This is a genomic window from Roseateles sp. NT4, from assembly GCF_051857475.1.
Classification (GTDB): domain Bacteria; phylum Pseudomonadota; class Gammaproteobacteria; order Burkholderiales; family Burkholderiaceae_C; genus Pelomonas.
Map to the genome: position 1 here is coordinate 163,380 of NZ_JBPZGZ010000005.1, position 24,947 is coordinate 188,326.

The 24,947-nt window shown below is 59.5% G+C and carries 15 protein-coding genes and 2 pseudogenes; 11 read left to right on the forward strand and 6 right to left on the reverse strand.

Translation table 11 applies throughout. The features are described 5' to 3' along the window. The first annotated feature begins 42 nt into the window (after positions 1 to 42). Complete coding sequence (locus ACS5PN_RS26670) at positions 43 to 747, forward strand: glutathione S-transferase family protein (protein ID WP_439467069.1); 705 nt, start codon at positions 43 to 45, stop codon at positions 745 to 747. A gap of 57 nt (positions 748 to 804) precedes the next feature. Here the strand turns inward: ACS5PN_RS26670 and ACS5PN_RS26675 are convergent, their stop codons facing one another. Continuing rightward, complete coding sequence (locus tag ACS5PN_RS26675; protein ID WP_439467070.1) at positions 805 to 2,685, reverse strand: diguanylate cyclase; 1,881 nt, start codon at positions 2,683 to 2,685, stop codon at positions 805 to 807. A 181-nt stretch (positions 2,686 to 2,866) separates the two neighbouring features. On the opposite strand from ACS5PN_RS26675, the gene ACS5PN_RS26680 reads away from it, so the two are divergent. The 6 genes from ACS5PN_RS26680 to ACS5PN_RS26705 all read left to right on the forward strand — a co-directional run bounded on the left by ACS5PN_RS26680 (position 2,867) and on the right by ACS5PN_RS26705 (position 9,370). Continuing rightward, positions 2,867 to 3,763, forward strand: coding sequence for a helix-turn-helix transcriptional regulator (locus tag ACS5PN_RS26680; RefSeq protein ID WP_439467071.1), 897 nt, complete (start codon positions 2,867 to 2,869; stop codon positions 3,761 to 3,763). Between the two features lie 66 nt (positions 3,764 to 3,829). Then, positions 3,830 to 4,567, forward strand: coding sequence for a sigma-70 family RNA polymerase sigma factor (locus tag ACS5PN_RS26685; RefSeq protein ID WP_439467072.1), 738 nt, complete (start codon positions 3,830 to 3,832; stop codon positions 4,565 to 4,567). Then, positions 4,568 to 7,171, forward strand: a complete 2,604-nt coding sequence (locus ACS5PN_RS26690) for a protein kinase domain-containing protein (protein ID WP_439467073.1) — start codon at positions 4,568 to 4,570, stop codon at positions 7,169 to 7,171. Between the two features lie 61 nt (positions 7,172 to 7,232). Continuing rightward, a complete protein-coding gene (locus ACS5PN_RS26695; RefSeq protein ID WP_439467074.1) occupies positions 7,233 to 8,177 on the forward strand; it encodes a glutathione S-transferase family protein in 945 nt (314 codons plus the stop codon). A 123-nt stretch (positions 8,178 to 8,300) separates the two neighbouring features. Continuing rightward, positions 8,301 to 8,747: a DUF2214 family protein gene (locus ACS5PN_RS26700; RefSeq protein WP_439467075.1), complete on the forward strand. Its 447-nt coding sequence runs from the start codon at positions 8,301 to 8,303 to the stop codon at positions 8,745 to 8,747. Beyond that, complete coding sequence (locus ACS5PN_RS26705; protein WP_439467076.1) at positions 8,744 to 9,370, forward strand: DUF1989 domain-containing protein; 627 nt, start codon at positions 8,744 to 8,746, stop codon at positions 9,368 to 9,370. Before ACS5PN_RS26700 ends, ACS5PN_RS26705 begins: the two co-directional genes overlap by 4 nt. A gap of 147 nt (positions 9,371 to 9,517) precedes the next feature. Here ACS5PN_RS26705 and ACS5PN_RS26710 read toward each other — a convergent pair whose 3' ends face one another. Next, positions 9,518 to 10,579 carry a hypothetical protein gene (locus ACS5PN_RS26710; protein ID WP_439467077.1) on the reverse strand — a complete coding sequence of 354 codons (1,062 nt, stop codon included), beginning with the start codon at positions 10,577 to 10,579 and terminating at the stop codon, positions 9,518 to 9,520. A gap of 86 nt (positions 10,580 to 10,665) precedes the next feature. Next, positions 10,666 to 11,559 (reverse strand): EamA family transporter RarD, encoded by an 894-nt coding sequence (gene rarD, locus ACS5PN_RS26715; RefSeq protein ID WP_439467078.1) that lies wholly within the window; start codon positions 11,557 to 11,559, stop codon positions 10,666 to 10,668. An 804-nt stretch (positions 11,560 to 12,363) separates the two neighbouring features. Here rarD and ACS5PN_RS26720 point away from each other — a divergent pair. Continuing rightward, entirely contained in the window at positions 12,364 to 14,961 is a 2,598-nt protein-coding gene (locus ACS5PN_RS26720) for a serine/threonine-protein kinase (RefSeq protein WP_439467079.1), read from the forward strand. A gap of 576 nt (positions 14,962 to 15,537) precedes the next feature. Here the strand turns inward: ACS5PN_RS26720 and ACS5PN_RS26725 are convergent. Next, positions 15,538 to 16,182: pseudogene (locus ACS5PN_RS26725) on the reverse strand (IS3 family transposase); the annotation flags it as partial. A gap of 1 nt (position 16,183) precedes the next feature. Here ACS5PN_RS26725 and ACS5PN_RS26730 point away from each other — a divergent pair. Then, positions 16,184 to 16,303: pseudogene (locus tag ACS5PN_RS26730) on the forward strand (IS66 family transposase); the annotation flags it as partial. 120 nt (positions 16,304 to 16,423) lie between these two features. Further along, a complete protein-coding gene (locus ACS5PN_RS26735) occupies positions 16,424 to 16,657 on the forward strand; it encodes a hypothetical protein (protein ID WP_439467080.1) in 234 nt (77 codons plus the stop codon). 88 nt (positions 16,658 to 16,745) lie between these two features. On the opposite strand, the gene ACS5PN_RS26740 is transcribed toward ACS5PN_RS26735, so the two are convergent. After that, positions 16,746 to 23,702 (reverse strand): hypothetical protein, encoded by a 6,957-nt coding sequence (locus ACS5PN_RS26740; protein ID WP_439467081.1) that lies wholly within the window; start codon positions 23,700 to 23,702, stop codon positions 16,746 to 16,748. A gap of 348 nt (positions 23,703 to 24,050) precedes the next feature. Here ACS5PN_RS26740 and ACS5PN_RS26745 point away from each other — a divergent pair, with 348 nt between their 5' ends. Continuing rightward, entirely contained in the window at positions 24,051 to 24,272 is a 222-nt protein-coding gene (locus ACS5PN_RS26745; protein ID WP_439467082.1) for a hypothetical protein, read from the forward strand. Between the two features lie 13 nt (positions 24,273 to 24,285). On the opposite strand, the gene sctR is transcribed toward ACS5PN_RS26745, so the two are convergent. Then, positions 24,286 to 24,945, reverse strand: coding sequence for a type III secretion system export apparatus subunit SctR (gene sctR, locus ACS5PN_RS26750; RefSeq protein WP_439467083.1), 660 nt, complete (start codon positions 24,943 to 24,945; stop codon positions 24,286 to 24,288). Between the last annotated feature and the right edge of the window lie 2 nt (positions 24,946 to 24,947).

The following is a 24,947-nucleotide window of genomic DNA, read 5'->3' on the forward strand; positions in this document are numbered from 1 at the left end:
GTTTGAGCCGCGAATGCAGCACGGTTCAATGTGAGAGAAAACATGCTGATCTTGTATATCGCCAACAAGAACTACTCTTCATGGTCGCTACGGCCCTGGGTGCTCCTGAAGGAACTGGGCGTCGCCTTTGAAGAGAGGCTCGTTCGCTTTGGTACGAACAAGGGCGTTTTTCAGGAAGACTTCGAGCAGGCGTCGCCGACGGGGTGCGTCCCGTGTCTTGTGGACGGCGAACTCATGGTCTGGGACTCACTGGCCATCGTCGAATACGTCGCTGAGAAGCATCCTGGCGTCTGGCCGGCGGATGACGCCCGGCGTGCGTGGGCCCGCTCGGCATCGGCCGAGATGCATTCCGGGTTCAGGGCACTCAGGAACAAGATGACGATGAACTGCGGCTTGCGCATTCGCGTCGATGCGCCGGCTGCGGATCTGGCGCGCGATCTGAATCGGGTGGACGCGCTCTGGCAGGATGGTCTGGCGCGCTTCGGCGGACCTTTCCTTGCAGGGGACCGATTCACGGCAGTGGATGCGTTCTTTGCGCCGGTCGCGTTCCGGATCCAGACATATGAACCCCAGATGAGTTCCGCAGCGCTTGCGTATGCCCGCTTGCTGCTATCGCTACCTTCGATGCAAGCTTGGTACGAGGCCGGGCTCGCTGAGCGGTTCCGGGACGAGGAGCATGAGCAAGAGGCACGCGAGGCCGGACGCTGGTTGGAGGATTTGCGAGCCCCTGCCCAAGCCGAGGATTGATTGCAGGTTGCCGCTCAGACGGCGGTGGCTCAGACATTCCCCATCAATCCTGCGGCTTCATGCAGGGTCTTCCCAGACTTCCATGCGGTCTCGACCGTTTCGCTTGGCCCGATAGAGCGCTTCATCGGCTTCCTTGAGAAGGTCGTCGATGGACTGGCCCACATTCGCGAAGGCAATTCCCATACTGAACGTCACGGGGCGGTCGATACCCAGCTCCTGGGTATTGATGGCCTGGACTGCAGCCCGCAGGCGCATAAAGATCGTGCTCAGGTCCGTTCGGTGGCATTGAGGCAGAACCATCAAAAACTCCTCGCCTCCATACCGGCCCAGCGAGTCTGAGCTGCGAAGCGCCTTCGCTGCTGCTTCGGCGACTCTGCGAAGCACGGCATCACCGACGTCGTGGCCATAGGTGTCATTGATGCGCTTGAAATGATCGATATCAAGCAGCCCCAGCGTCATGGGTGCGGTGAGGTCGTTCTTGAGCGCATGAGCGCGGCGAGCGCGCTCGAGGATGCTGCGCCGATTGGGGAGACTGGTCAGCTCGTCTCGAAACGCCAGTCTTGAGAGATTGCGCTTTTGCTTGAGCTGCAGACGCACCACCAGCGCTAGCAGCAGGAGAAAAAGCACCGTGAACACCAGCCCACCGATCAGGAGAAGCTGTCTTGACTGTGCCGCGCGCGACTGCGCGCTCAGCAAGGCAAATTCTCGATCCTTCCGATCGGCGTCGAATCGTGCGCGGAGTTCGGCCTCCTGGGTTTCCTTGGCGGCAATGGCCACGTCACGCTCCGCATTGCGCAGCTTCTGCATTTCTTTGTAGGCCTGCGCAAACTCATTGGATTGCTCGAATATGGTGGCCGCGGCGGCATGGAATTCGACGTCCCGTTCACGGATCTTGATCTGGCTCCGGAGTTCGCGCGCCGCGTCGAGGGCTTGCTGCGCTTCGGCCACTTGGCCGAGCATGGACATAGCTTGCGCGCGAAGGACCAGGATGCGAAACCGCTTCTGTGGGCCCCCTTTTGAAGTGATGAAGGGTTCTGCCAGCTCAAGCTCCCGAAGAGAATCCTGGGGCGCCTTTTCGTCCAGCGAGAGCTGGGCGAGGTTGTAGCGGATAGCCGCTGCAGTCAACGGGTTGCCGATCTCGTTGGCAGTCACCAGAGCGCGGTTCAGTTCCTCTCGTGCAGCCTTGAGGTCTCCACTTCGAAGCAGCGCGGTGCCCAAGCGAAAATGCAGGGTGCAGGCATGGGATCGATAGACATGTTCGTCGATGGCAGCCAGCGCCTGACGGAACAGGCCGATCCCCCGAGCGCGTTCGTTGGGACTCGATTGGGGGCGAATGGCGATATTGGCCATGCCATTGAGCGCGTCAGACTTGGCCCAATGGTCCTCGAGTTGGTCGGCGGTCCGATATCCGTCCGAGAACTTGACGGTTGCCGCAGCGATGTTTCCCCGGGAAAACTCGGTCCAAGCTTCGGCCACCGCAACCCGGGAGGCCACCTGCGGGCAGCTCGTGAGGGCGAGCGCTGCCGCTTCGGCGTACAGCTTCCGGGCCTCGACGAAGCGCTGCAAGTCGCTTAGCGTGCCCGCCTTGACGAGGATCAGCTGACATTCATAGTCTGATTCCTTCAGGTCGCGGGACAGGCCGAGCGCCTGATCGATATCGCTGATGGACTGCTCAGACTCGTCGAACTCACTGCGCCCCACAACGATCTTCGTCAAAGAGATCAGCTGAGCTTTCAGCTCCTGCCTCTGCCGAGCGCGAGACAGCTCGATCTGCGCCTGCTCCACCACTGCGCGGGGGGCAAAGTTGGCCTGGCGCCAGAGCGCATCCAGCTCGCTTGCCAGCGCTTGCGCCTGGCCTGAGAAGGCCGCCATGAAGGCTGCGATCGCCGCGATGCGACGCAGGCGACCCTCTGGCGCGTGCGACTTGGGAGAGCACATACCTGACTGTCGCGCCTTTTTGCTAGACGCCAGTTCCGCGCGGCCGGCAATCAGCAGGATCTAAACCCTGGCGCCCATCGATAGAAAGTAACAATGCCATACATATTCCCTGCGATCAGTTGAGCTGTTCTGGGTGCTTGGGCCGCCTTCCTGGGTGAGACGGACTCCATTCGAGGCAGTTATGAGCTTTGGCGAGGTGCAGTACCTCCACACCCCCTTCGAGCGTCGCCGTTCGAGCAGGGCCGACCCGCCCAAGGTGCGCTACGACCCGCGGTTCGGCGATTCGTTGCTGTCTGCGTGCCAGCAGATCGAGTCGGAGCCCACGCGCAGCGGTCAGCTTCAGCTGCTCAAAACGCAGCTGCTCAAGATTGGGTTTGATTGGGCTGCACTGGGTCGTGTGGACGGAGCCTCCGGTCTTGCGCGCGCAAACCTCTTCAGCTTCGAGCTGGCCCATCAGCGCTGGACCTCCCGCTATTTCCGGCGCGGCTACGCGGCCTGTGATGCTCGGCTGATCGCCTTTGCCCACTCTAACCTTCCCTATGTGTGGAATCTCCGGCGCCTGCGGATGGATGGTGCAAAAGCTAACGTTTCTCCGCCGCTTCTGGACGAGTTCGTTTCTGGGCTGGAGGCAGATGGCCTGCGCTCGGGCGTGTTCTTTGGAATTCCTGATGTGGCGAGCAACCTGCGTTGCTTCGTGAGCTTTTCATCGAAGGAGGCGGATTGCGCGTGGATTGACGGGGCCTGCGTGGGGGCAGCATTGACGCTGGGCATGAGCCTGGGAAGCGTCCTGGGGCAGCGCGAGGGCATGGACGCCAGTGACGCGGACGCACCAAGTGGCGTGGACATGTCCGCAACCCAGCGCAACATCATTGGCTGCCTGGTCAATGGCATGTCAGACAAGCAGATTGCCTATACGTTGGGCCTATCGCGCCACAACGTGGACTATCACATGAGGCGGCTGCGCTCGAAATACGGTGCGCGCAACCGAGTCCAGCTGGCCCAGCAGATTGGCAAGGCGATCGCTACCAAGGTTGCGCTGCCAGATCTGCCAAAGATTTTGCCAATGTCCGGGTTCTGAAGGCCGAGGGGCCACTATGACTTTGTGAAGTTGGGCTGTTGTGCAGTAGTCTAGGAGCCACTGGCCGTGCTTTCGGCCTCTGCCGCTGGCGGCTTTTGGTGGCGACACGCATCCGTAGAGAAGCTGCGTCGATCTGCCGATGATGGCGGCGCAGACTGGGGCGTGCAAATGGACTGCGCAATGAATGACGTGGGTGACCCGAGCGTTACACAGCTGCTTCAACGCTGGTCTGAGGGTGACCTGGGCGCTTTTCATCGACTGTTGCCACAGGTCTATCAGGAGTTGCGAAGACTGGCGGGAAGCCATATGCGCAATGAGCGTCAGGACCATACGCTGCAGCGCACGGGACTGGTTCACGAGGTCTTCCTGCGATTGAACAAGGAGCGCGAAGTCACCTGGGAGTCGCGTGCTCAGTTCTTCAAGCTGGCTTCGACGCTGATGCGCAATGTTCTGGTGGATCATGCGCGTGCACGCCTGGCGGAGAAGCGCGGAGGCGGAGTGACCTTGGTACCGCTGGAGGAGGCTGCGGGCGTCAGTGACGACGCGCAGTCCTTGGATCTCTTGTCAGTGGACCAAGCGCTCAAGCGTCTGGCCTTGCTCGATGAGCGTCAGGCGCATGTCGTTGAACTCAGATTTTTCTGCGGCCTGGACATTGAAGAGACGGCGCGTGCGTTGGAGATCTCCTCGGCCACGGTGAAGCGCGAATGGATGACCGCGCGTGCATGGTTGATCCGCGAGGTAGGTGGCAAGTCGTCTGAGAAGTCCCTGGGTGAGAACGGAGCGATCACCAGCGAAGGATCTTGAGTGGATCCGACTCGCTGGCAATCCCTGAAGGCCTTGCTGGCCGAAGGGCTCAGTTTGAGCGAGGAGGCGCGAGAGGAATTCATCCAGCGCCGTTGCGCGCACGACGACGCCATGGCCGTCGAGTTGCGTGCTTTGTTCCGCGCGTCGGCGCAGACCCACAACCCACTGGCGACCGGGCCACCGAAGCGACTGCTGGAAGCTCTGGCGGGTTGGCGTGCTGAGGGTCGGGTAGGGCTGCTACTGGGGCCGTGGAAGCTGGTGCGTCGCCTGGCCACGGGCGGTATGGGCGAGGTGTATGAGGGAGAGCGGGCGGACGGCCGCTTCGAGCAACGCGTCGCCATCAAGCTCATGCTTCCAGGTCAGGAAAGGCCCGTGGAGCTTGAGCGCTTTTATGCAGAGCGCCGATTGCTCGCGACGCTCGACCATCCGAATCTGGCCAAGATCGTTGACGCTGGCCTCGATGTGCTCGGGCTGCCCTATTTCGTCATGGAGTTGGTCGATGGGCAGCCGATCGACGTGTACTGTGACAGCGCGTCACTTGGCTTCAACCAAAGACTGTCGCTGTTCCGTTCGGTCTGCCAGGTCGTGCACTACGTTCATGGACAAGGCATCGTCCATCGCGACTTGAAGCCGGCCAACATCCTCGTCACCAAGGCCGGGCAGGTGAAGCTGGTTGATTTCGGCATTGCCAAGCGCTTCGGAGATGCTGCCGCCGAGAATGCCGCGACCGTCGTGGGCCAAAGGGTCTTGACCGTTGATTACGCAAGTCCCGAGCAGCTGCGAGGGGATCCGGTGACGCCGGCAAGTGATGTCTACTCCCTGGGTGTCGTTCTGCACAGGCTTCTGACGGGAGCGAGTCCCTACGACGAAGCGCTCGCGCAAGGCTTTCATCTCTCCCATGCCATCGCCTGTGTCGAGCCGTCGCCCATCAGCAGTTTGGTACGACGTCGGATGAAGGTGGTGCGCCGGGTCCTTGGAGACTTGGATGCCGTGCTGTTGCTCGCGCTTAGAAAATCGGCTGCCCAGCGCTATGCCAGTGCACAAGCCTTTAGCGATGACTTGTTTCGGTTGCTTGAAGGGTTGCCCGTCCGTGCGCGCAATGGCGCTTTGACGCATCGGCTTTTTAGCTTCGTGGTCAGGCACAAGTTGTGGATCGCGGCGACTGCCGCGGCCAACCTGGCGCTGGCGGGCGGCATTGCGGTCGCTAGCTTTCAGGCAAGAGAGGCCAATCGTCAGCGCGTCCAAGCGGAACTCAACGCCCGAGACGTCCGTGCCTTGTCCAGCGTGTTGATGTTCGATTTGCATGACGCCCTGGTGGACGTGGCCGGAACGACTGAAGCGCGGCGGCTGGTCGTGGAGACGGCGCTGCGCTATCTGGACGTAGCGAGTGCAGCGCCCAATCCCTCAGCCATGGACCAGATTCAGGTCGCAATCGGCTATCGAAAGGTAGGCGATGCGCTTGGACAGGCGTATGCCCCCAATCTCGGCGATCCGGAAGGGGCGCTCAAGTACTACGACCGAGCGACGTCCCTGCTGGATGCGCTGCCCGCAGACCGGGACGGCTTGCGGGAGCGGGCGATGGTTCATCGGCGGCGTGCGGCTTTATTGACGTCTCGTTCGCGCGGCGCCGAAGCCCTGAAAGCTGTGAATCAATCGGTAGACGCTGCGGCGCGGTTGACGGATTTGGAACCAGCCAATGACGACAACGAAGTACGGCTGGGTCGGGCCTACTCTCTGAAAGCGCTGATTGAGGTCATGCTAGGCCACCTGGACGAGTTCGTTATTGATACTCAGAAGGCGAGGTCCTTGTATCAGCAGGTGTTGTCTCGAAATGGCGAGCACTACGACGCCATGACTCGTCTGGCGACCTTGGACTCCCAGGTTGGGGAGTATTTCCTGCTGGATCGAGCGACGCCGGCCGACGCGCAGCAGGCGCTGGCTCTTTATGCCAGGTCGCAGGCCATGCTAAGGCGTGCGGCTCAGCTCTCGAGCACCTCACGGGATATCGATGAACGCATCGCGTCCAACATCAACGATGAGGGGCGGGCCTTGCATCGCATGGGCCGTCACCGTGAGGCTGTCGCGAAACACCGTGAAGCGCTGATTGCTTGGCGGCAGCTCTCCGAACGAGAGGAGGCCAATGTCCGTTATCGCGTGGAGATCATGCATTGCCTGGATCCGCTCGGAGCGGCGCTTCTGGACTTGGGCGATGTGACGGAAGCGTTGCAGATCCTGGAGCAAAGCTCCAGCTTGCATGACAGCCTTCCTGCCGACGTGCGCAAGGATGTGGATGTCCAGAACACCTTTGCTTCGACGCTGTTCCACCTGGGTCAGGCGTATGAGAGCCGGGCCGCGATGGCACCTGCCGCTCAGCGGCAAGGAGACGCAAATCGGGCGGCGAGCCTTTACGAACAGGGTGAGCAGGTCTGGCTCGCGGCGAATGCGGGCGGCCCCTTCAAGGCGGGGCTTCTACAGCTGGCGGTCATTCGTGAAGCACGCCAACGACTTGCCGCCCGTCGGGCGCAGGCGTCGATTGATGTTCCTGCGCAGGTGGGAACTACGAAGATTCGTCGTATGTCTGACGGGGGGCGCTCGCTAGAGTGAGGCGAGGCACCGCTCCGGTCATTTCGGTGCGCTTATGCCGTCATCGCCTGAGGAGCCCCCGTTGCCAGACCTGATCCTTCATCACTACCTGACATCGCCTTTCTCTGAGAAGGTCAGGAGGATCCTGGCGTACAAGCGGCTGCCATACCGCTCCGTTTTCATACCCCCGATCGTCCCCAAGCGCGACTATGTGGCGCTGACTGGGGGCTACCGACGCACGCCTTCGCTGCAAATCGGTGCGGACATCTACTGCGACACCGCATTGATTTGCGATGTGCTCGAGGAACTCCATCCGATGCCTGCTCTGTTGCCTGCTGCGCAGGAGAGCCTGATTCGGACCATTGCGCAGTGGGCGGACAGCAGCCTGTTCTGGGCTTCGATGGCTTATGCTCGATCGCCAGAAGCCTTTGCCGAGATGTTTGATGGCGTGCCCGATTTCGTACGCTATGCGTTCATAGCGGATCGAAAGGCAATGTTCGTCAACATGCCCAAGATTGATGCTGCAGATGGTGAGGCGGCCTACAGCGTCTATCTGACGCGCCTCGCTCAGATGCTGGGCGATCAGGCATTTGTCTGCGGCAGCGAGCCGACCCTGGCGGATTTCGCCTGCTATCACCCGCTCTGGTATACACAGACAAGAACTCCGTCGCGTATCGCCATTTGGGCGGACAAGCCTGCCATCACCAGTTGGATGGCTCGAATGGCTGACTTGGGAAACGGCGATCCCCAGGCGATCACGGCAGATGAGGCCATCCAGATTGCGGCGAAGTCCGATCCGATCGAGGTCCATCCCGGCGATGCGCCGGGTTTAACGGCGCCCCGCTTGGGATCCACAGTGCGAGTAACGCCGGAGTCGTTCGGAACCGAACACTCGTCGGGAGAGCTGGTCGCGCTCCTGGCCAATCGGATCACATTGCGACGCACCGATGCCAGAGCAGGCATGGTTCAGGTGCATTTTCCGCGACTGGGGTATGTCCTTCAACAAGATGAAACGGCTGAGGCTTAACCGGTGCATGCTCTAAAAGGTGTTGTATTCGGGTGGTAGCACCCGAGGTGTGCTGTGCACGTGAGCCGAATCGCGGTCAACTTGCGCCTTCAGCTGAACATCAATCCCAAGTGAGGAGAGGCCATGGATTTCGTTTTGACGGCGGCGCACCACCTGCTCGTATTTTCTCTGGTCGCAATCGTTGTCGCTGAATACGCGCTGTGCAGCTACCCATTGCCACAGCAGCGTCTGCGAGCCGTTGCAGCGCTTGACGCCTTCTATGGCGCCGCTGCCGTGCTTATCGTGGTTGTGGGGGCATTGCGAGTGCTTCACGGCCCGAAGGGCTACCAGTTCTACGTGGCCAACCCCATGTTCTGGGCAAAGATGGGCTGCTTCGCGCTGATTGCCCTTCTGTCGATACTGCCAACCGTCAAATTCATTCGTTGGAAGCGGATGGCCAAAGCAGACAGCGCGTTCATTCCGCCCCGCGCCGAGCTGGAAAAGGTTCGGAAGATTCTGTGCATCGAACTGGTGCTGTTCGTTCCCCTGGTTTTGTTCGCGGCCGCGATGGCGCGCGGATACGGCTATTGATCCTGCAATTGCCGAAGGGAGGCTGTAGGTTGGACCTACGACAGACAGTCCCGGCTGCCGGCGCACTTGCGCTGAGGCTCAAGCATGGCGAGCGTTTGCGAATCATTGATGCGGAGGGCGGGCAGACCGGGGATCTGCTCGTTTATTCGGTCGACGGTGCCGAACGCCTCTCCAACGGCCGCACCTTCGACATTGGCGGCAACATCTTTCTGTCGACGGGAGACGTGCTTTGGTCAGATCGAAGCAATCCGATGTTGACCATCGTCTCCGACGAGGTTGGGCGACACGATTTTCTTTATGCGCCGTGCAGCCTTGAGATGTACCGCATGTCCAAAGGGGGGATGGACTACCACCCCAACTATCACGACAACTTGAGCAATGCGCTGCGCGAGCTGGGCATTGACCCACAGTTCCTCCCCACGGCGTTCAACGTCTTCATGAATGCAGAGGTGAACGAGGTCGGTCGCCTCAAGATCAGCCCATCGAAGTCCCGCGCCGGGGCTTCAATCGTCTTGCGTGCTGAGATGGACCTTGCCGTGGCGATATCGGCGTGTCCCGCAACCAGCTGCAACGGTGGTGGCCCGCCCCGAACGCTTGACGTCGAAGTCTTGAGTCCACTGTGAGCAGCTGCACGCGCGCTGCGTGGCGCGTGGGATGGGCCGCCACCCATTTTCTTCTGGACATGCGCGTCGCAATACCTGCCCACCGCAGTCCGTGCTCTGCCCAGACTTGTCCTGGTCAGAGCCTAGTGCTTGCGCCACGCAGCCGGGCTACTTGTCAGGAATCGCGGTCTTGACGCCTTTTCCTTGTCGCTTCAACGCCTCAGAGTGAACTCTGAGTTCTGCAGCCGCTGCGGCGCGAACCTTGTCAGGCGACCAGTCTTTCCAGTCCGCTGGTCCGAGCCGTTCAGACAGGCGAGTCACAAGCCACCACTGTGCAAAGGGATGAGGAAGGCTGCGGTCTGGGGTAGCCCCAGTGACGAAGTCCTCCAGCAGCTCGCGCTGAGTAGTTTTCGCGAGCGACAGTTCCACGAGCTTCGCGCGGTATTCGAGGTCTTCTGGCGCGAGGTCCGGGAAGTCGATGTAGTCCGCAAAGTGCTGCGCCTCGTGAGCTTGCAAGCTGATCGCGAAGCTTTCCTCTTTTGTGTTCCAACCGGCAGGGACCATGATTCCCTCCTTGGTCGCCCACCCACCGATGTGGGCCCTGTCACAGGTGGCCCATCCGACCCATCCGAAGCTGACAAAGTCTTCCAGCATCGAGATCTTGACGTCGATGCTGCGTTCCGGAAGCTGGACGGCCTCCATGCGCGTGGTCTCACTTTTCCAGAGCAGAAAATCGTGAAGTGGCGGCGTGAATCCACCCAGCACGTGCCACCCGCTGCGTTTGGCCAGATCCTTCGCCGATTCCGTGCGTGCCTCAAGATCTCCTTGGCTGTCCGGCATCAATGCGGCGAGCCTCCGGTCAAGACCGGCTTCGGCAACCGTTGCGGTCTCATGCTTCAGCAGTACCGAAGTCCAGTAGGTGCGGTAGGCCTGCAGCACGGCAGCCAAGGGTTGCGGGAGGGAAGGAATGGACGGGGTCGAGGAGAGCGCCGCTTTCGAGAAGCGATCCAGAACGCAGGACCGGAACTTGGCATCTTTGTCGGAGAGCCCCTCGGCCGGCAACGCCTGCAGCTGGAGCAACGCAGAAGGCAGGTCTGCCTGAGCGGCCGCCGAGATGATGGGCGTCATGGCATCGCCATGGGCCAGGCCAACCAAGGTGAACGTGAGAAAGCTCGCGCTGCACACCCGTCTGAAGAGCTTGCTCCGCTTGAGAGTGGTTTCATTGTTCATCTTGCTGGGGCCTGTAGGCATCATTGGGTCGCATTTGACTCTTCCCTCGGCGGGAAGGGAGGGTGAGCGGCCGATGGACTGAGTGATCATCGCTCCGGCGCGGGATCCATCTGAGGGCGCTGGATCTCACGGCGTGCCTCCCACAGGCCCTCCAAGCTATAGACGGCTAGCGCTCCCCAGATGAAGCAAAACGCCAAGAGGCGATTTGAGTCCATCGGCTCATGGAACACATAGATACCGAGCACGAACTGAATAGACGGGGACAGGTACTGAACGAAGCCCAGCGTAGTCAACGGGATTCGCCGAGCTGCTGCGGCAAAGAGAAGCAGGGTGCCTGCTGTGATCGGCCCTGTTCCTACAAGCCAGGACCAATCGACAATCGTTTGCCCCTTGAACTGACCCGTTGCCGCCCACCACGCCATGCCAGCAATGGCCAGCGGCGTCAGGATGATGGTCTCCAACGCGAGGCCTTCCAATGCGCCTAACGATGCGGTTTTGCGCATCAGGCCATAGAGTCCAAAACTGGTTGCCAGAACAAGGGCGACCCAAGGAGGGCGTCCCGCCGCCCAGGTCAGCCACAGCACACCGACGACAGCGAGCGACACCGCAAGCCATTGAAGGGGGCGAGGGCGCTCCTTCAAGAAGGCAAACCCCAGTGCAACGTTGACCAACGGGTTGATGAAATACCCAAGGCTTCCGTCAAGTACGTGCCCGTTGGCAACGGCCCAGACATAGGTAAGCCAGTTGGTTGCCACCAACAAGGCCGAGACTGCAAAGCGCCGCCAAGTGGCGGCATCAACGGCCGCCAGCCATCTCGTTTGGCCCGTGAGCGCCATCGCCACCGACACGAATATCAAGGACCATAGTGTGCGGTGGGCGATGACCTGCAGGGTCGGAATATCAGGGATTTGGTGAAAATAGAGCGGAAATAGGCCCCACGTCGCATAGGCCGCCACAGCGAAAACGATACCCTTGTTCAAGCTGACCTTTGTTAAATATGGCGGTGGCGACGGCAATAAGCGACGGTGGTTGGAGCGGTGCATTTCATGCGGTCAACTACAAGATCACTCCTCCCAGGAGTGAATATCTCTTATGACGTTTTGCAGCGGCTAACTCACCGTCAGTCCGGCTGCTAGCCAGTTGTACGGCAGTAAGGCAGTCGCGAAGGAGGCGGCGGATTTGCGATGTGAAAACTCAATTCACCACCACTGCGAGCACGCGCAAGCTCATCGACCACTGCGTCACGAGTGAGGGCCTTCTCTTGCAAGGCTGCGCTTGGCGGCATGCGGCAAGTGGCGCCAGCAACGGAATTTTTCGCACCTTCGCCGTATGTGCCATTCGACGATGAACCCTGCGTCGCGCATGCTGAGCAAATAATGCAGGCAAGAAGTGCTTCCAATGGGAATCGTGACATGACGGTACTCCTTGAGAATCCACAAAATATGGCTCAATGAGTCTAGATTGATCAGCAGAAATGACGCCCTACGACTACGCGTAGATTTTCCTATTAGCTGATGCGTTGCCGGCGCAAGGCTTCGTGGAGCTGAAGCGGTGGCAGTCGGGTGAATTGGCGGCTATCAGATTTGCAGTTTCTTGTCGGGATGACCCTTGAATAGCTTTCGCCGGACGCACAGCAAAATGAGCGCATTAGCGAAATGCGACTACGTGAAAACGTAGTTTTTGTGTAGGGGCTACGACTGAAGCACTAGCCAGAATCTGCTGCATCCGTGGCGCAGCCTTGAGGCAGGACGTATGACGCGTGGTTTCGACAGTCGGGCGGCGTTATGAATGACCGACGCGTCGAGCGGTCAGAGGCTGAGCGCTGGCAGCACCTGAAGGCGTTGTTGGAAGAAGGCCTCAGGTTGTCCAGCGCAGATCGAGTGGCCTTCGTGGCACAGGCGACAAAGGACGATGAAGCGCTTGGGCGTGAGCTTGCGTCTTTGCTTGATGCGGCAGCGCCAACCGCTGCCATTGGTGGCGCATCCCTGGTGCATGACTTCCTCGCTGACCTGGCTCAACGCGTGGAGCCCTGGATTGGCAGCCGGGTGGGCGCTTACCGCGTGACACGGCTCATTGCTCATGGCGGCATGGGCGAGGTCTATGAAGGGCATCGTGACGATGGGCAGTACGAGCAGCGTGTCGCGATCAAGGTGGTGCGCGAAGGTCCCGACCGCGCGTTCCTGCTCGAGAGGTTTGACAGCGAGCGACGCATCCTTGCGACGCTGGAGCACCCCAATCTTGCGCGGCTGATCGATGCCGGCGTGAGTGACTGGGGCGATCCCTTCTTCGTGATGGAACTCGTCATCGGTTGGCCGATTGACGTCTACTGCGCGCAAAACGCGGTGTCGATCAGGGAGCGCATCGTCCTGATGCGTGCTGTGTGCCAAGTGGTCCACTACGCCCACAATCAAGGCGTTATTCATCGGGACATCAAGCCGCAGAACATCCTGGTCACCGCGGCGGGAACGGTGAAGTTGGTCGACTTTGGCATTGCCAAACGATTCAGTTCCAACGGCGTGGATCCTCCCACCGTTGTGGAGCGAAGTGCATTAACGCCAGAGTACGCGAGCCCTGAGCAGCTTCACGGAGAGGTGCTCGGGCCCGCAAGCGATATCTATTCGCTGGGCGTCGTTCTGTACCGACTGCTCACCGGCACCAGTCCCTATGCGCCTGCGCTCGCGAACAAGCTCGCCCTCGCGCAAGCCATTTGCCAGGTCGAACCGACTCGCCCCAGTGCCGCGGCGCCTATTTCAGGCAATGGTGCCGGGAGGCGGAGTCTGCGGGGTGACCTGGACGCCGTCGTGATGATGGCGTTGAGGAAGGAGCCTTCGCTGCGATTCTCGACCGCCGAGGAAATGGCGGACGATCTGTTCCGTCACCTCGAAGGCCTGCCAGTTCGGGCCCGAAGGGGAGCCACGAGCTACAAGATTTCGAGATGGATCGTGAGGCATCGAACGGTCGTGCTCGCGATCGGGGTTGCCAACATTGCATTGGTCATTGGCGTGGCGCTGGCCAGCTGGCAGGCCATTGAAGCGAACAACCAACGCGGCCGGGCAGCGAGGAACGCGGCCGATCTGCGGGACCTGGCCAATGTGTTGATGTTCGACGTGCACGATCGGCTGGTCAACGTCGCGGGCACAACCGATGCGAGGAAGCTGATCGTGCAGAACGCTGTTGCCTACCTTGAAAAGGTCAGTGCACAGGCGCAGAGCAATCCACAGCTGCAACTGGACATTGCGGTCGGCTATCGGAAGGTTGGTGACGCTCTGGGACGCGCGTTCTTTCCCAACCTGGGAGACTCTGACGGTGCGCTGGCTCAGTACAAGAACGGGGTCAAGGCGGCCGAAGCCTTGCAGGCGGACCGCAATCTGGGCATCAAGGCGTCGCGCGAGTTGGCGCTGCTGTACGGGCGGATGGCGGGAGTGAAGTTCTCGCGCAGCGAGTTTGAACAGGCTCGAGCCTATTCGCTCAAGGCGATTGACGTCGCCAAGGCCGCAATGGGGGAGGATGCAGAAGGGAAAAAGCTGCTGGCTATCGCGTACGTCCAGTACGCCAAGTCCTTGACCTCGGACGCTGATCTTGCTCCCGTACTTGAGTTGACCAGCAAAGCGCTGGAGTTGTTCGCGGCAGCAGTTGGTGATAAGCCCGATACGGAGCTTGAACTGAGTGTGGCCGCCACGAAGTCTCTCAAGGCATGGGTCTATGAAAGGACAGGACAGCTCTCGGCAGCCCTAGAACTCAATGCTTCTTCCCGCGAGATCCCCGAGCGGGTGCTTTTGCGGGAGCCCGACAACCTGAGGGCCAGGTTGATGCGTGCCGTGGCTGCAAGAGACCAGGCAAGTGTGCTGCTCCGCCTGAAGCGCCCGAGTGAGGCTCTGCCGCTAGCCACACAGTCCGTCGAGACCTGGCGGGTCCAAATGAAGAAAGACACCAGGGATGTGGCCGCGCTTCATCACTTGATCAATGCAGTGTCGGTCCTTGGTGCTTCGCTGCGGCAGTCGGGGCTGCTCGGAGAGGCCATCTCTGCGATGCAGGAGGTGACATCCATATATGAGAGCTTGCCGAAGGATCAGCAGCAACGCCCCTTGCTCTCCGAAGACTACCAGGCGGTCCTGTATGCGCTGGCGGGCTGTTACGAGGAGCGTGGAGCCGAGCAACGTGGCCAGGCGGGCAGGGCTGATCTTTCCAAGGCTCTTGAACTCTTGGAGACGACTTCCCGTCTGCGAGCGAAGTCGGCGACTAAGTGGCAGGAGAAGGACGGCGATTTGGCGACGGAAGAGATCGACACCTCCTTGCAGAGAGTCAGTGCGCGCCTGAGAGGAATGGGCCAGAGTCGGCCTCCGTCGGCGGGGCGCAGCGGGCGTCCGCCCGCTAGCCTGTAAGGATTGCAGATCCTCGTCGCTGTTTCGTGAAGCCTCGTTCAACTTGGCCACATGGTCTTGGCCGTGTCGAACTCGAAGCTGAGGCCCCAGTCGCACGCGAGTTTGCATTCGCCAACGGGATGCTTGGAGAGTAAGCGTCCGGCCAACTCATCTTGAACGGTCCGTCGACGACGGCCAGGATGGTGTCCACCAAACCAGTGAACTGCCCCCCAGAAGTTGGACAGCAAGTGTGCGTGCCTAGTCGATGATGTGCAACCGGGCTTGAACAAAAGTTCGGGAGCGGGTTTGCAGCGGAAGCGGATGCCTATAACCTTTGTCTAATATGGTCGAGCAAGCCAAAGTCCGTCGCGCCCGGAACATGGCCCTAGTCCTAAGCTGGACCATCTTCTTGGCCACACTGTGCGTCGCCCTGTTTTCACGCGCATCGTCGCTTTGCGTCGCGGGGCGTTCCTATTTGGGTTTGTGCCTTACTTACTCAGCATCAACCTCATAGAGCCTTGGCTCGCCAAACAGGGCGATCGTTGAGGAGCAGCTAAGCGCTTGAGGCCGCCGGCCACTCCCGGACGTTGGCGCTGATCACGCGCTGGCAGCAAGCTCTCGGTACTCGACAGGGCTCAGTCCGCGAAGGCTGCACCGTATTCGCTCGTGGTTGTAGTACCGGATGTATCCCCGTAGTCCAGCCTCAAGCTCATCAAGGCTGCTGAACTTGTTGACGTGGAAGTATTCCGACTTCAGCGTCCCGAAGAAGCTCTCGACCACGGCATTGTCCAAGCAGTTCCCCTTGCGCGACATGCTCTGCGTAACGGCATTGGCGCTGAGACGCTGGCGGTACTGGTCCATCTGATACTGCCAGCCCTGATCGGAATGCAGGACCGGATGATCGCCTGGGCGGAGCTTCGCGAAAGCTCGATTCAGCATCGCGCCGACCATGGTGAACAAGGGGCTTCGCGAGGTAGCGTAGGCGACGATTTCGCCGTTGAACAGGTCCACGACGGGTGACAGATAGAGCTTCTTGCCATCGAGCTTGAACTCGGTCACATCGGTCGCCCACTTCTGGTTCGGCCCCGATGCGCTGAAGTTGCGCTCGAGCAGGTTCGGCGCAACCTTTCCCACCTGGCCACGGTATGACCGGTACTTCTTCGGTCGGACGATGGACTTCAGCTGCAGCTCGTCCATGAGCCTCTGCACCGTCTTGTGATTGATGACGGTGCCCAGCCGGCGTGACGACTTCACCGGCTACAAGGCTTACTTCGAGCTGGGCGTGACGGAGGTTGGCTGCATGGCGCACGCACGGCGCAAGTTCCACGAACTCTGGGCCAACCATGGCAGCCAGGTCGGCGAGTAGGCGCTGAAGTTCTTCGGTCAGCTCTACGAGGTGGAGCGCATAGAGCAACTTCTGCCCCACCAGTGGCAGACTTGTAGCTCGCGCCACCAACGCATAGGTACGTCTATATGGTCTTCCTTGCAATCACGCCCGCTGGCCTGGCTGATGTGCTTCGCAGCCAAGGCTGATGAAGCCATCTGGTGCGGCAGCTACGCGATTGCGGAGGCCGAATACGAGGCACTGGACCGCCCGAACGTCAGTCGGTTCATCTACGAGCTCGGAGACCGCGAACAGATTCCCGACGCTATTGGGACCATCGAAGAGCATCACCCCGGTCAAACCGTCTGGGTCGAAGCCGAATCGCAAAGCTAGGCAGAGGCGTTCCCCGGACGCTTACCTTGGAGAAGCTTGTTGGCAGCTGGATGGCCTTTCTGTGAAGAACGTATCGCCCAGTGTTGTCTCAGATTTCCTCCGTCATTCGACGCCCACCGATCTGAAACAACGATCCCAGCGCGGGACGGGACGAATTGTCAGCAGCAGGCAGTAGCTGTTGAGCCGGATTTGGGAGTAGCGGTGCGTCCGGCGTTGGCTCCGGCGAAGGATTCGCGGCGGAGTACAACTCGCTATATAGAGACGGGGCGAGACTCACCAGCAGACCTGTCATGGCCAAGCCCGAGTAAGGGATCTTTGGCTTCGGACTGTCCGGCTTGTTGCGTCCACTCTTCCATTCGCCGTAACCTGCGAGCAACGCTCCGCCGGTCTGGAGGGAGGCGACGATGCCGTCTCCGATGTGATTGCCAAACGCTCCCGTGTACGGAGAATGATCGGCAAAGAATGACCGATAGGTTTTGATGCCACTAACAATGGCCAGGGCTCCTGAACCGAATGCACTCAATAAGTCCTCCATGTCGGAAGTCTTTATGCGCGTGAGAGGTTGGGTGATGCGGTGTTTTTCTAACCGAGCAGCAATGCCAGCCGTAGTCTCCGGCCTCAAGCGCTTGACGAGACTGTTGCTCACCATGCCAAGGACCGTAGAGCTGGTGCTGAATAAGCTTGAGGCGTTGAACGACAGTTCGCGAAATGGCCCGGACCAACCTGATTCGCCAACCTTCGCCCATTGGCTGCTGATCTGCTGAAATCGGGCCGGGAGGCGGTCAATCGTGATGTACCAAGTCAATGCCTTGGTCTTTGCCATCATCTTGGCAGAAGTGCTGCTGGCGTGAAAAAGTCCGATGCCTTGGAGTGCTTCAAGCGCGTCTCTTTCGTCCTTGCCAAGTACACCTGACCTGTTGCGCAGCGTTTCGATGGCTTTGGTACCAGCTAGTTGGTCTATACGCGTCACGCCACGTATCGCTGCGCGCCGGCCCGTGATTCGCTGCTCGAGGACGTTTAGGGCCCGGTCTAGACGCTTGTCTTGCGCATGTACTTGTTTCGCGGTCGCGGTTGGATTCCCAGTCTGCTCGTTGAGCGCTACCCATTTTTCCACGGTGGCCACGCTTGCCTCTACACGGCGCTTGGCCACGTCTTTTCCAAGCCACATGCCCACCCGAAGTGGTACAGCGACAAACGTGGCAATTTCCTTACTGTTGTGTATCAGGGAGTTCAAGCCTCCATTCATATGCAGCAACGGGAGGGAAATGCCAAGTTTCCCGCCAAGCCAAGCGCCGCCCCAGACGAATGCTGTGGCAGCAGCAGTCTTGGCTGTGCCATGCAGAAGAGCGTTTGCAACTGTTAAGGTGGTTCTGCGACGATGCAACCATACTGGTGACTGAACGTTCGGCACGCTGAGGCGTGCACTTACACCGGAGGCCGTGACGTCGAAATAACTGCCCCCGACGATATCTTTTGCTTTTGCCTTGCCAGGCTGGAGGATTGAGCGAATTCGTCTATCACTGTTCCGCACTCGATAGACCCAAGCTCCGTCTAACGCAACCGCTGATTCGCGAGCTTCCTGGTAGGTTGCGAAGCTACGTTGTTTGCGCTCTCTCAGACCAGTTGGCTTCTCACCGTAGAGGACCGTGGCAGGGCCGACGCGACTAACAACAAAACGATCTTGAGATGCAGAAATGTTGTTCTCGAAGATGTCAGCGTGCAGTGCTTCGTCTCTTTTCTTGAGTCGATTTGAGGCCGCAGAGATGCGTACGGGAAGTTCTTCCACTGCACTGGCTACTGCCTCCCAGTTCGGAAGATCTGGACCTAGTGCACCCGAAAGCTTCGGCAAGCCCTTCGCATCGCGGTACTTGATTGATGGTCCTTGCGGCGAGGCACCCTTCTGCTTAACTGGCGAGCGTTTTGTCTGGGCGCCCTGCTTATTCTTCCCTTGCGCAGCGTTGCTCGACCGGCGAGCCGCAATTGTTTGCACTGTTGCGCCGTCGGTTGGATTCGTGTTTGGCTCGTCCAGCTCAAGCCGCGGCCTTTGCCCAAGGCCAACGCCTTCGACGTCAAAAACTATGTGACCTCTTTCACGAATCTGGACAATATCAATCCCGGGATAAAAGGTGCGCCAGTTGTCTACCGCTCCTGTGTCCGAGTTGTGTGATGTTAGATGTCCGAAGTATTCTAAGTCTTGACCGGAAGCTGACTCCTGAGGCGATGAAAGGTGATGCTTTTCAACTTTGCCGTCGGCTGCATAAACCTTCACGCGAAGCGTATTTGCAAGTTCCTGAGCAAACTGTACTCGGCCTGCTCCTGCGTAGCAGTTATAAAGCAGGATATCTTTGCCTCCCCACCCAGGGTCATTGATAATTTCGCGAGCGAATTCTCTCGCATTCACGACGTGACCGTCCTTCAGCATAGCCCAGCGCTCGCTGCCGTGCGCGGCGGCTGCATACACCCTTTCGGGTGCTGGAGCGATCAAGCTTTTGCCCAACATATTTAGATCTGCTGGCCTGCGTCGCATCGCATTCAGCTGCGCGAGATTGAAGCTGGCGTTTTCTGGTCGATACCCGGTCGGCCAAGAAATGCGCAGCGTTTGACTGCGTCGATGGAAAACTCTGAATGCCGCTTCAGCGGTTCCATCGGCAGCTGTTTTTAAGGTTGCCGTGGCCATATGGTATGTTTTGCTAGAATTTTCCTGAGCAACGGACCGAATTTTAATTTTGGTCGTGCTGGCCCTCTGTTTGCTATTGGATTGCTGAGGAGCGGCCTGTTGGAGGCTGTCTATCCAGCTGTCATGTGTGGATTTATGGCGAAAGAGAGTGCCCAGATATCTGGCTACCGAAGCGCGCGGCGATCTAACGGAGTAGGTCACATCGGTGAGTTCGCCGCCAGCCGCATAAACATGGTTGAGCACACCTTCAATTGCTTCTGCGGGAGCGCCCTTTGGCAAAGTCCAGCCCACAATGTCTACGCCCGCCGGCAAATCCAATTTGGACGCGGTGGAACTCAGTTTGCCTTCATCTTTACCATCGGGTTTCGATGCATAAGCGTTGTATCCAGCGCCTTGTGGCTTTGAACCCGGTGGAGAGGAAGACGAATGCGCCTGCTGTCGTTTTCCGGCGGCGCCGACGACGGCATCTCCGACCTCAAGGGCAATCTGCCCAATCTCAGACCAAACCTCGCCAGCCGTTAGCTCCGACCTGCGTCCGATGAGTTCAGCGGTACTGGTCGCCGACAAATAGGTGCCAACTGCAGAAACGGGCTTGCCGACGAGATTGGCGACCGTGCCATGGAAATTAGCTCGGGTTGTCAAGCGGCTTGCCAACAAGCCGTCGCCGCTTTTTGCGGCACGCGCTCCGGCTCGAGCAAACGACGAAGCAAGTTGACCTTCACCAACGACGACGGCGCCACCTACCGCAAGTCCAAGGTTGAGCGCGTCCATCGCGCCTTTTTCACGAAGTCTGCCGTGCTGCGCATCGTCATAGATCGCGGCACCAGCGGTGACGACCTGATGCACGCTCGTGGCCGCAAAAGTTGCCGTCGCGACGGTTGCCAGCACGAGTCCAGCACCTGGCACGAACGCCAGCGCTGCGCCGGCGGCAAGACCCGCCACGCCTTCTGCAAGATGCGCGGCCTGAGTCCAACCCGAAGGTCGGTGGAACTGGCTGATGCTGACCTGGGCACGCCCATCCGCGTTCAGAGTCAGGTGTCCATCCTTAGGCAGGATGACCACCGCTTCCTGATCCTTCACACCGCAATGCTCTGCGTAGTCTTGCGTGTCGGAGTAGTAGCCGTTTTCGTCGAAAAGGCGTTCCTTGCCATCAAGGCAACGAACTTGGAGCACCTGCCTGTAGATCGTGCCCGTCTTCTCAGTCGCAATGAGCACTGGCAAGACGGTGACTTCCGCTTTGTTGCCTGCCTTATCGATCACGCGTTGAACAGCATCATTGCGGAAGGACAGACTCGACCCGCTGGCGAACTTTGGATTCAGCCCCAGGATCTGATTGAACTGCGCTTCCAGGGCGCTGCGATCCATCAGTGTCGGCTGTCCTTGGGTCTTCAGGTATTCGTCGAGCATTGGCGTCTGCGCCATAGCGTCGCCGTGATCACGCACGAGAGCGTATAGAGCCGCGGGGTTGCTGGCCCCAGCCGGCAGATACTGGGCGGCGAGGCGGTCCTGCTCTTGCACGGCGCACTGTCGCCCTTGGCCAGCCAGCGCGCTCTTGAGTGCTCCGACACGATCCTGCGCTTTCAGCAGGGCTTTGCCGGGCTCGCTGTTGCTGGCGTCGCCAGCCGCCTCGGGATGCTGTTTTAGCCATTGCTGTGTCAAGCGGGACTCCCGGCCCACATCTGCCTCGGCCTTACGAAGCGCGCTGCCCACCGCTAGTGCTCGCCAGCGAGACCGCGCCGTCACCGCTGCACGTGCAGCGTCAAGCAGGGCTGTTAGCTGTTGCGATGTCAGGGTGCCAGACTTGCTTTGCGCTTGGACACTTGCGTCAAGTCGCTGCCAGGTTTGGATGGCGAGCAGGCAGCCCTTGTACGCTCCCTGAACTTCGGGGGGCTGTCCAGCGCAGGCGGTGGCCAAGCCGTTCAGTAAGGGAGTGACGTCGTTTGTCAGATTTAGGGGAGTTGTCAGTGGTCCCGTAAAGCCAAGGTCCTTTGGCAAGGCACCTTGGTCCGAACCGAGCAGACCCACGTATTCGCCCATATCGGAGGCAGCCTGGGCTTGTCCCCCTGGCGTGGCGCTGGTCTCCCAAACGAAGGCCGCCGAATCAGAGATTCGATAGGTCCCCGCGCGCATGATCACCGCCTCGTGCCCCGGTGTGTCATAGACGCCAAGCTGCTGCGAATCTTTGCTGAGCTTGACGTACCAAATTCCGTCTTGCTTGTAGACATCTGCTCCGGGCGGGACTTCTCCTGGAATGATGTCGGTGGTGAGGTCCGAGCCGGCGGAGTACAGCTTCGCGGAGATCTCGTGACCGAACTGGGTGTTCTCAATCTCTCGAGTCTTTTCTGGTGCCCCCTGCGTCAGCCTGTCGATCTCACTTTGCTTTTCGGGGGTAGCCAGAATTTGCGAGCGCTCATCATCGGTAAGGCCGATGTATGTCCCGAGCTTCGGTCCACTGGTGCTGTTTCGGTTGTGCAGAAATATCGCTGTCAGAGAGTCACGCTGAGTGCCCAGCGATTGCAGGGCGGCTTGCCCCGATTGCAACTGCATCCATGCAGTGTTTTGCTTTTTCGCCGCAGTGGCTAGGTCGGCTGCGCTGGCGCCATACTTTTTCAGCGCGTCATACTCATTCTTTGCCGCTATCCAGGTCAGCTTGAGCTTGCCCACCTGCTTGACTGTTGCGGCTTCCTGCTCAGGCGACAGGGTGGTCGCATGTAGGCTCTTCGTTGTCAGAGCTTGCCCCGCGTTTCTCTCCAATGCGGCTATATAGCTGTCTGAGGTCAGGGGGCTGACCACTCCGCTGGCGCGATCGATGCGCGCTTTGGACAAAAGTTGCATGGCCTGCAGCACGCCGAAATCGTCATCTGCCTGTTGCTTTTCGAGCAACGCCTTGCCGACTCCGCACTTGTCCGACAGCGCGCGTTGTTCTAACACGGTCGGCTCGCGTCCGTTGTGCTCAGCCTTGAAAATCGCGATAGCGCCATCCAGTCGACCGATTGCCAAAGTCAAGGCTTTGTCTGCGTTCTGACTTCGCGTCGTGATGGCACCAGCGTTGGCCAGCCAGCTACTGGGATCGAGCACGCCTTCGGTGAGCTTCTGGCCCCAACCCCCCGGGTCGGTCCAGGCGTGATCGGCTTGGTCGGCTCTCTCATGCGCAAACCACAAGCGGGCAGCGGGGGCGCTCAACTCTGCGCGCTTGTCACCGACGACGTAATACAGCCGTCCGTCAATCAGTTGAACTGCCTTTCGGGCCGCCGGATCGTTGTGGTCGGCGTAGTAGCCGACAGATTGAGACTGAGCGCCATACTTGTACTCGATGGAAACGGCCAGACAGGACTTGTCCTTTGCGGCGACGGTTGCAGAGCCAAGTTCGGCAGCCGAGCAAGTTTTGGTCGCCAATGCGTTGCTGGCCTGAGCAATCGTTTTGTAGGTCGACGCCTGGGTCAGCGCCGTGCTGAGCAACGGTTCGAGTGCCGCCTTCTCCTCGGGTGTCGCAGTCTTGATCTTGTCCACCAGCTGCTGGACGCCGGCATCGGCAATCTGGGCGTCGTAGCTTGCCTGGACCGTCCCAGGCAACGTAGAGTCCTTGGTTCCAGGGATCTTCTGCGGCGAATACTGGGTCTGCAGCTTTGTGAGCGCTAGCGTGTCCTCACCCAGCTTGCCGTTGACCTTGCTGAGCTGCTGTCGCAGTTGGGCAAGTTCTGCAACTTGGGCATCGCTGTGAGGTACGCCGATTGCGGCGATGCGTGCCTCCAGCGAGCCGATCTGCGTCTTTTCGTCGTCACAAGCCTGCTGACCGTCATTCAGTAGTTTCTTGCCTTCCGTGAGAGCATTGTCTCGATCATGAACAAGCTGTCGTTGGCGCGGGCTCAGGGCGCTGACAGCGGCAGCAGCTTCGTCGCCTCCGTTGTCTTTCAGCGCCTGCACCGAAAGACCTTGCTTGCTAGCGCTAGCTAACTGGCTTTGATATTCCCGGCCGATCGCTTGCTGGACATTCTCTCCGCGGGCTTGCGCTTGCACCGCAGCGTTGATCAGGTCCAGCTGAAGGGAATTGTTCCATCCCTGCAGTGCATTAGCGATGTCATTGGACTTTCCGCCTTGAACGGCCTTGACGAGGCCTCCAAGGGCTGTGCCGGTGGCGTCGCGGTACTGTGCAGTCTCTGCATCGGAGACCTGCCCCTGTCGCTTGTTCACTTCGCGCCGGGCGGCATCGATTGACTTTGTCGATCTGTGCTGAGAGAACGCGGTCTCCAATTGATCTTGCGCGTGTGAGCGGGAGGCCCTGGCTGCTTGAGCCGACTCCTGCAGGATCCTTGCGCGCTCCGCGGCAACTTGTGCCGATGCAGAGACGATTCCAGAAAGATTGCCCATTCGTTACTCCTGTCCGCTATTGCTTAGCTGCAAGACTCGCTGGTCTTGCAGCACTACCGCGTTTTCCAGAAATAAATCAGCTATGCCAACGCCCCTAGAAAACGCGTACGACTGTTAACTGATTAGAAGGCCGTACGCTAGAAGCAGCTCGTACGAGATATCGTGGTGTGGTTGAATCGAAGTCGCTTAGCTGCTCGGATCAGATGGCACTCAGGGGCCTGATCCTCGTGTCGGTTCATAGCGGCATCGAAACATCTTTGTGCAATGGTTGCCTACGAGACTTCGTACTTCTTCTTTGCACGCCCCGCGCCTAGTCTGGAAATTCACCATTTTTTCTGGAGAAGCGAGATGGACAGCAAAACAAGGTTTCTGACCACTGGTCGCATCGCGTCGACGCTAGTCGGCTGCGTCGTTTCCATGGGTTCGCTGATGGTGCAAGCCACGCCTGCGAATTCGTTGGCACAGGCAACGGAAAGTGCGCCGATAGCCACTACGCAAGGAGGTGAGGGCGGCCGCAAGGGGATGTCGGTGATCTGTCAGCTGTTCGGCATCTCATGCTCGAAGGAATAGCCGAGAACTCGAGTTATCGATAAGACAGCACCAGCCCGTGAACAAGTCTCGCCCAGCCATCCAGCATTACAAACAGAAGAAGTTTGAAAGGCAGGGAGATGGTTGTTGGCGAGATCATTGACATGCCCAGGGCCAAAAGCACGGTGGCCACGACCAGGTCGACGACAACGAAGACCATGTAGACCATGAAACCAATCTGGAACGCGCGGGTCAACTCGCTCAGGGTGAAGCTCGGCACTAGAACGATGAAGTCTTCTGACGATAGAGACTTCGCTCTGGCCTTGGGCCAAATGTTTGTGGCGGAAGCCATGAAGAACTGGCGTTCTCGCTCATTCGTGTGCTTGATCAGGAAGTCTTTGAGCGGCTTCTTGGCAGCGTCGGCGACGGCCACAATGTCAGACACGCTCTCGCCTTCCCGGCCGAAGTTATGGCTGCGCAGCGCATCTGCGATGTCCATGCCTGTCGGGGCCATGATGTAGATCGACAGGATGATCGCGATGCCGTTCAAGACGGTGTTGGGTGGTGTCTGTTGCAGGCCGAGCGCGGATCTCAACAGGCCGAAGACGATCACGAGCTTGGTGTAGCAAGTCATCATCAATGCCGCAAACGGCACGAGGCCGAATGCGAGGATTAGCGCGACCAGGGTAAGTGGGCTTGGAAGCGACGAAGTCACGA